This window comes from Niveispirillum sp. (genome assembly GCF_017996735.1).
Classification (GTDB): domain Bacteria; phylum Pseudomonadota; class Alphaproteobacteria; order Azospirillales; family Azospirillaceae; genus Niveispirillum.
The window spans coordinates 1-5,443 of sequence record NZ_JAGOGJ010000233.1 but is presented as its reverse complement, the minus strand read 5'-3'; the positions used below and the strand labels follow the sequence as shown (position 1 = coordinate 5,443).

Annotated in this window: 6 protein-coding genes and 1 pseudogene; 5 read left to right on the top strand and 2 right to left on the bottom strand. The window is 65.4% G+C overall.

Features of this window, described 5'->3' with window-relative positions:
* The 4 genes and pseudogenes from KBA48_RS32190 to KBA48_RS32175 form a co-directional block, all read left to right on the top strand.
* A pseudogene (locus KBA48_RS32190) lies at nt 1–350 on the top strand (hypothetical protein); the annotation flags it as partial.
* Nucleotides 351–496: 146 nt separating this feature from the next.
* A complete protein-coding gene (locus KBA48_RS32185) occupies nt 497–775 on the top strand; it encodes a YciI family protein (RefSeq protein WP_292912760.1) in 279 nt (92 codons plus the stop codon).
* Between the two features lie 58 nt (nt 776–833).
* Nucleotides 834–1,247, top strand: a complete 414-nt coding sequence (locus KBA48_RS32180; RefSeq protein WP_292912759.1) for an EVE domain-containing protein — start codon at nt 834–836, stop codon at nt 1,245–1,247.
* On the top strand, nt 1,244–1,582 hold the full coding sequence (locus KBA48_RS32175) for a Rieske (2Fe-2S) protein (RefSeq protein ID WP_292912758.1): 339 nt from the start codon (nt 1,244–1,246) through the stop codon (nt 1,580–1,582). The genes KBA48_RS32180 and KBA48_RS32175 overlap by 4 nt, the downstream gene beginning before the upstream one ends.
* Before the next feature lie 4 nt (nt 1,583–1,586).
* Here the strand turns inward: KBA48_RS32175 and KBA48_RS32170 are convergent, their stop codons facing one another.
* The gene (locus KBA48_RS32170; RefSeq protein ID WP_292912757.1) at nt 1,587–1,808 is read right to left on the bottom strand and encodes a hypothetical protein; all 222 of its coding nucleotides are present in this window, start codon (nt 1,806–1,808) and stop codon (nt 1,587–1,589) included.
* Between the two features lie 301 nt (nt 1,809–2,109).
* Here KBA48_RS32170 and acs point away from each other — a divergent pair, with 301 nt between their 5' ends.
* Nucleotides 2,110–4,050 carry an acetate--CoA ligase gene (gene acs, locus KBA48_RS32165; RefSeq protein ID WP_292912756.1) on the top strand — a complete coding sequence of 647 codons (1,941 nt, stop codon included), beginning with the start codon at nt 2,110–2,112 and terminating at the stop codon, nt 4,048–4,050.
* A 91-nt stretch (nt 4,051–4,141) separates the two neighbouring features.
* Here the strand turns inward: acs and KBA48_RS32160 are convergent, their stop codons facing one another.
* On the bottom strand, nt 4,142–5,422 hold the full coding sequence (locus KBA48_RS32160) for a pentapeptide repeat-containing protein (RefSeq protein WP_292912755.1): 1,281 nt from the start codon (nt 5,420–5,422) through the stop codon (nt 4,142–4,144).
* Between the last annotated feature and the right edge of the window lie 21 nt (nt 5,423–5,443).

Below are 5,443 nucleotides of genomic sequence, written 5' to 3'. Positions count from 1 at the left end.
CCGCGCCGGGCCGTGCCCATCTGCTGAGCGCCGTGCGCCGCTGCGCCTATCCCAGCGCCGCCGCTGGCGGCCCCACCGACCTGCTGTTCGTCAATGCCGGGCTGGCCCCGGCCAAGCCGCTGCATATGCAGGCCGATATCTTCTGGTGGGGCGGCGGCAGCTTCACCCGCATTGCCGAGCCCTATAACGGCTTTCGCCGCGTGGTGCGCGGTTACGACCCGACCCATGGGCCGGGCCCGACCGTCACCGATTTCACCGCCAGCCTGGATGGCGGCGCTGGGTTTGGCGGACGGCTGATCTGCGCCTGCTTCGCCCCCGACGGGCGGCTTCTGGAACTGGTGGAAGCCTGATTTATACCCGGTCCCGGCGATCCAGGCCGATCACCGGCTTCAATCGCCGGCACCACCGAGCCCCGGACAGGGCCGTCACCCCTCTGGACGGCAGCGGCCGACGCGGCTAAGCATGGGTCGGCATCATGAACCGACGGGATCACCCCATGCTTTTCGCCATTACCTGCATCGACAAGCCGAATTCCCTGGAGCTGCGTCTGGCCAACCGCCCGCCGCACCTGGATTACCTGAATTCCTATCTGGCCCAGATCGTCATTGCCGGCCCGCTGCTGGACGATGCCGGGGAGAAGCCGGTGGGCAGCCTGCTGGTCATGGAATTCGCCGACCAGGCCAGTGCGGAGGCCTTCGCCGCCGGTGACCCTTATGCCAAGGCCGGCCTGTTCCAGTCCGTCAGCATCCGCCCCTACCGCAAGGTCCTGCCGTAAGCCCAAGCCGCCGGATGGCGGCGCCCGGCACCTGAGGGAACAGACAAGGGAACCGACCATGGCCTACTGGCTGGTGAAGTCCGAGCCGTTCAAATATTCCTGGGACAAGTTCGTGGCCGATGGTCGCACCCATTGGGATGGCGTGCGCAATCATCAGGCAGCCCTGAACCTGAAGACCATGAAAGTGGGCGAACGCGCCTTCTTCTATCATTCCAATGAGGGGCTGGAGATTGTCGGCATCGCCGAGATCGTGCGCGAGGCCTATCCCGACCCGTCCGATCCCGCCGGCCGCTTCGTCATGGTCGACCTGAAGCCGGTGATGCCGGTGAAGAATCCGATCACGCTGAAGCAGATGAAGGGCGACCCGGCCCTGGCCGAAATGCAGTTGATCAAGCAGTCGCGCCTGTCTGTCTGCCCCGTCAGCGACGATCAATGGGCCCATATCTGCGCCCTGGCCGGGGTCCCGGCATGAGCGGCGGCCATGTCCTGTGCCGGGTGGAAGAGATACCCGACGGCATGGCACGCGGTTTCGACTGGCCCAAGGGTGAGGTGAAGGTGAAGATCCTGGTGGCCCGCAAGGGCGGCCAGGTCTTCGCCTACCGCAACGCCTGCCCGCATGTCGGGGTGCCGCTGGAAATGGACCCGGACGATTTCATGAGCATTGATGGCCGCTGGCTTCAGTGCAGCACACATGGCGCACAGTTCCGGGTGGAAGACGGCATGTGCATCATCGGCCCCTGCGCGGGCCGCCCGCTGCGGCCGGTGCCGCTGACGGTCACCGATGGCGTGGTGGCGGTGGACGGCTGATCCGTCACACAGCCACTCGCATCACATCGCAAAAATCCTCGGTCGCCGTGGCAATTCGCCGCGACAGACAGCGCGCGTCCGCCGCTGCATCGGCAAAGCCCGCAGTCCCCGTCGGCACGGACGATAAAAGCAGGTTCAAGGTCATCAGGCTGGTGCGCAGGCCCAGCCGCGCCGGGTCGTCGCCGGGGCCCTGACTGCCGCCCTCTTCCGGAATCACCCCGCTCATCCCCTGCCCGCCCCGTTTGATCCCATCATGGTAAATCATACCATGCTGTGCAATGCCCCGCACGCAGTATGGCGGGGTCATCATTTCCCCGGGAAAACCGTTGAATGCGTCGAAATGCGCACGCGACGAATGTACATGTTCCAAATGTGGCGCCCAATGCTTACATAAATTGCGCGAGCGAGCGGGATCGACAGGCGCGGACAACGCAGCCCATCGGTCCCGGACGACAGAGATAAGCGGGGGCCGGCAACCGATCCGGCCGGTGATGTCACCACCCGCCAACCTTGGGAGAAACAACGCCATGAGCAGCCCTACTTTCTTTCCCGTGACGGAAGAGGTGGCCGCCGCCGCCTGGGTCGACGAGGCCAAGTACAAGGCGATGTACGAGCAGTCGGTCAAGGACCCGGAAGCCTTCTGGGGCGAGCATGGCAAGCGCATCGACTGGTTCTCCCCCTACACACGCGTGAAGAACACCAGCTTCGAGGGTGACGTCTCTATCCGCTGGTTCGAGGATGGGACCACCAACGTCGCCTATAACTGCGTCGATCGCCATCTGGCGACGCGCGGCGACCAGACGGCCATCATCTGGGAAGGCGACAACCCGGCGGAATCGGCCCACATCACCTATCGTGAGCTGCATGAGAAGGTCTGCCGCCTGGCCAATGTGCTGAAGGCGCAGGGTGTGAAGAAGGGTGACCGCGTCACCATCTATCTGCCCATGATCCCGGAAGCGGCCTATGCCATGCTGGCCTGCGCCCGCGTCGGCGCCATCCATTCCATCGTGTTCGGCGGCTTCTCCCCCGACAGCCTGTATGACCGCATCGTCGATTGCGACAGCAAGCTGATCATCACCGCCGACGAAGGGCTGCGCGGCGGCCGCAAGGTGCCGTTGAAGGCCAATGTCGACAAGGCGCTGGAAAAGGCGCCGGGCGTCACCTCGGTCATCGTGGTGAAGCGCACGGGCGGCGCCATCGCCTGGAAGGACGGCCGCGATCATTGGTATCATGAGGAAACCGCCAAGGTTTCCGACGACAACACGCCCGAGGTGATGGGTGCGGAAGACCCGCTGTTCATCCTCTACACCTCGGGCTCGACGGGCAAGCCCAAGGGCGTGCTGCACACGACCGGCGGCTACCTCGTCTATGCCTCCATGACGCACCAGTATGTGTTCGACTATCATGAGGGCGATATCTACTGGTGTACGGCCGATGTGGGCTGGGTCACGGGCCACAGCTACATCGTCTATGGCCCGCTGGCCAATGGCGCTACCACGCTGATGTTCGAAGGCATCCCCAACTACCCCTCGGTCAGCCGTTTCTGGGACGTGATCGACAAGCACAAGGTCAACATCTTCTACACCGCCCCCACCGCCATCCGCGCGCTGATGCGCGAGGGCGAGGCGCCGGTGAAGAAGACCAGCCGGGCCAGCTTGCGCCTGCTCGGCTCGGTGGGCGAGCCGATCAACCCCGAAGCCTGGCTGTGGTATCACAGCGTCGTGGGCGACGGCCGCTGCCCCATCGTCGACACGTGGTGGCAGACGGAGACCGGCGGCATCCTGATCACGCCGCTGCCCGGCGCCATCGGACAGAAGCCGGGTTCCGCCACCCTGCCCTTCTTTGGTGTTCAGCCGCAGGTCGTGGATAATGAAGGCACCATCCTGGAAGGCGCCACGGAGGGCAATCTCTGCATCGTGGATAGCTGGCCGGGCCAGATGCGCACTGTCTTCGGCGACCATGAACGCTTCATCCAGACCTATTTCAGCACCTTCAAGGGCAAGTATTTCACGGGCGACGGCTGCCGCCGCGATGAAGACGGCTATTACTGGATCACCGGCCGCGTCGACGACGTGATCAACGTGTCCGGTCACCGCCTGGGCACGGCGGAGATCGAAAGCGCGCTGGTCGCCCATCCCAAGGTGGCCGAAGCCGCCGTGGTCGGTTACCCGCACGACCTGAAGGGCCAGGGCATCTATGCCTATGTCACCCTGAACGCTGGCGAGGACCCGACGGAGGAACTGCGCAAGGAGCTGGTGACCTGGGTCCGCAAGGAAATCGGCCCCATCGCCACGCCCGACCTGATCCAGTGGGCGCCGGGCCTGCCCAAGACCCGGTCGGGCAAGATCATGCGCCGCATCCTGCGCAAGATCGCCGCCAACGAGCATGAAGCGCTGGGCGACACCAGCACGCTGGCCGACCCCAATGTCGTCCACGATCTGGTCAGCAGCCGCATGAACCGCGGCTGAGGTTTAGGAAACGGATCAAGTAAGGCAGGCGGCGGGGGAAACCCCGCCGTTTGCTTTTTTGCAGAACGCCGACTGGGGTGTTGGCGCAGCTTCAGTCCAGGGTGATCCCCCGTGCCGCCTCGATCGTGGAACCGGTCAGGTTTGCCTCGTCCAGGATGGTGGCGGTCAGATCGGCGCCCGTAAAATCCACCTGGCTGAGATCGGCTCCGCGCAGGATGGCGGCGGCCAGGCGGGCGCGGACCAGGGAGGTGCGCAACTCGTGCCCGCGCGCGGTTTTCAGCTTGGACAGGTTGGCCTTTTCCATGTTGGCGTCGATCAGGTTGGCGCGGTCCATCGTGGCGCCGCGCAGATCGGCGAAGCTGAGATTGGTGGAGCGCAGATCGGCGCCTGCCAATTGTGCGGCCTGCATCTGGGCGCCGCGCAGGTCGGCACCGCGCAGATTGACACCCGTCGCCTTCATCAAGGTCAGCACCCGGCCCGCCAGATCGGCATGGGACAGGTCCAGCCCGCTGATATCCAACTGGTGCCCCCCCTGCCCGCCGGTGGCCACCCATTGCGCATGGGCACGCAGCATCGCATCCAGCCGTTCCGGCGGCGGCGGGCTGTTGGGCGCCGGCTCTGCTGGTGGTGGCGGCCCGGTGACCGACGGGTCCGCGCCCGCGCCGATGCCGCGCCGGGCCGCTTCCTCATCCGTGCGGATGGCGGCCTGCAACGCCTGGGCAGAGACCTTGGCCCCCGACAGGTCGGCACCGCGCAGGTCCGCATCGGCCAGATCCGCGCCATCCAGGTTGGTCGCCTTGAACTGGGCATCGCGCAGATCGACCCGCGCCAATTGGGCACCGGCCATGGTTGCGCCGGAGAAATCCGCCTCCCGCGCACAGGAACCGGTCAGGCGCGCGCGTGTCAGGTCGGCATTGATCATGACCGCCGATGAAATATCCGCCGGCCCGATCTCCAGCCCCAGCACCTTGAAGTCCGACCGTGTGCTGACCGCCATGTTGCCGTCGCGCAGATCGCACTCCACCATCCTGGCGCCACGCATGATGGCGCCGCGCAGGCTGGCCGCCCGCAGGTCGGTGCGCATCAACTGGGCGTTGGACAGGTCGGCCCCCGTCAGGTCACACCCGAACAGGTCGGCATAATCCAGCTTGGCATTGGCAAAGCTGGTTCCGCGCAGAATGGCGCCGGACAGGTTGGCATTGGTCAGGTTGCGCCCGTTGAAGGACATGCCCGACAGATCGAAAAAGGGCAGGCTGAGCTTGGCCCCGCCCGTCATGCCCGACAGATAGGCCAGGTGCCGCTCGCACGCGCGGTCCAATTGCGCCTGTGTCAGGCGCACGCGGGGAGCGACATTGTTGCCATCTGCGGACATGCGGACTTACCCGAACAAGGC

What these genes read in the sequence shown, in the direction of transcription:
- KBA48_RS32180 (WP_292912759.1), top strand. Translation starts at nt 834, where the DNA reads ATGGCCTACTGGCTGGTGAAGTCCGAGCCGTTCAAATATTCCTGGGAC.
- KBA48_RS32170 (WP_292912757.1), bottom strand. Translation starts at nt 1,808, where the DNA reads ATGAGCGGGGTGATTCCGGAAGAGGGCGGCAGTCAGGGCCCCGGCGAC.
- KBA48_RS32160 (WP_292912755.1), bottom strand. Translation starts at nt 5,422, where the DNA reads ATGTCCGCAGATGGCAACAATGTCGCTCCCCGCGTGCGCCTGACACAG.
- KBA48_RS32175 (WP_292912758.1), top strand. Translation starts at nt 1,244, where the DNA reads ATGAGCGGCGGCCATGTCCTGTGCCGGGTGGAAGAGATACCCGACGGC.
- KBA48_RS32185 (WP_292912760.1), top strand. Translation starts at nt 497, where the DNA reads ATGCTTTTCGCCATTACCTGCATCGACAAGCCGAATTCCCTGGAGCTG.
- acs (WP_292912756.1), top strand. Translation starts at nt 2,110, where the DNA reads ATGAGCAGCCCTACTTTCTTTCCCGTGACGGAAGAGGTGGCCGCCGCC.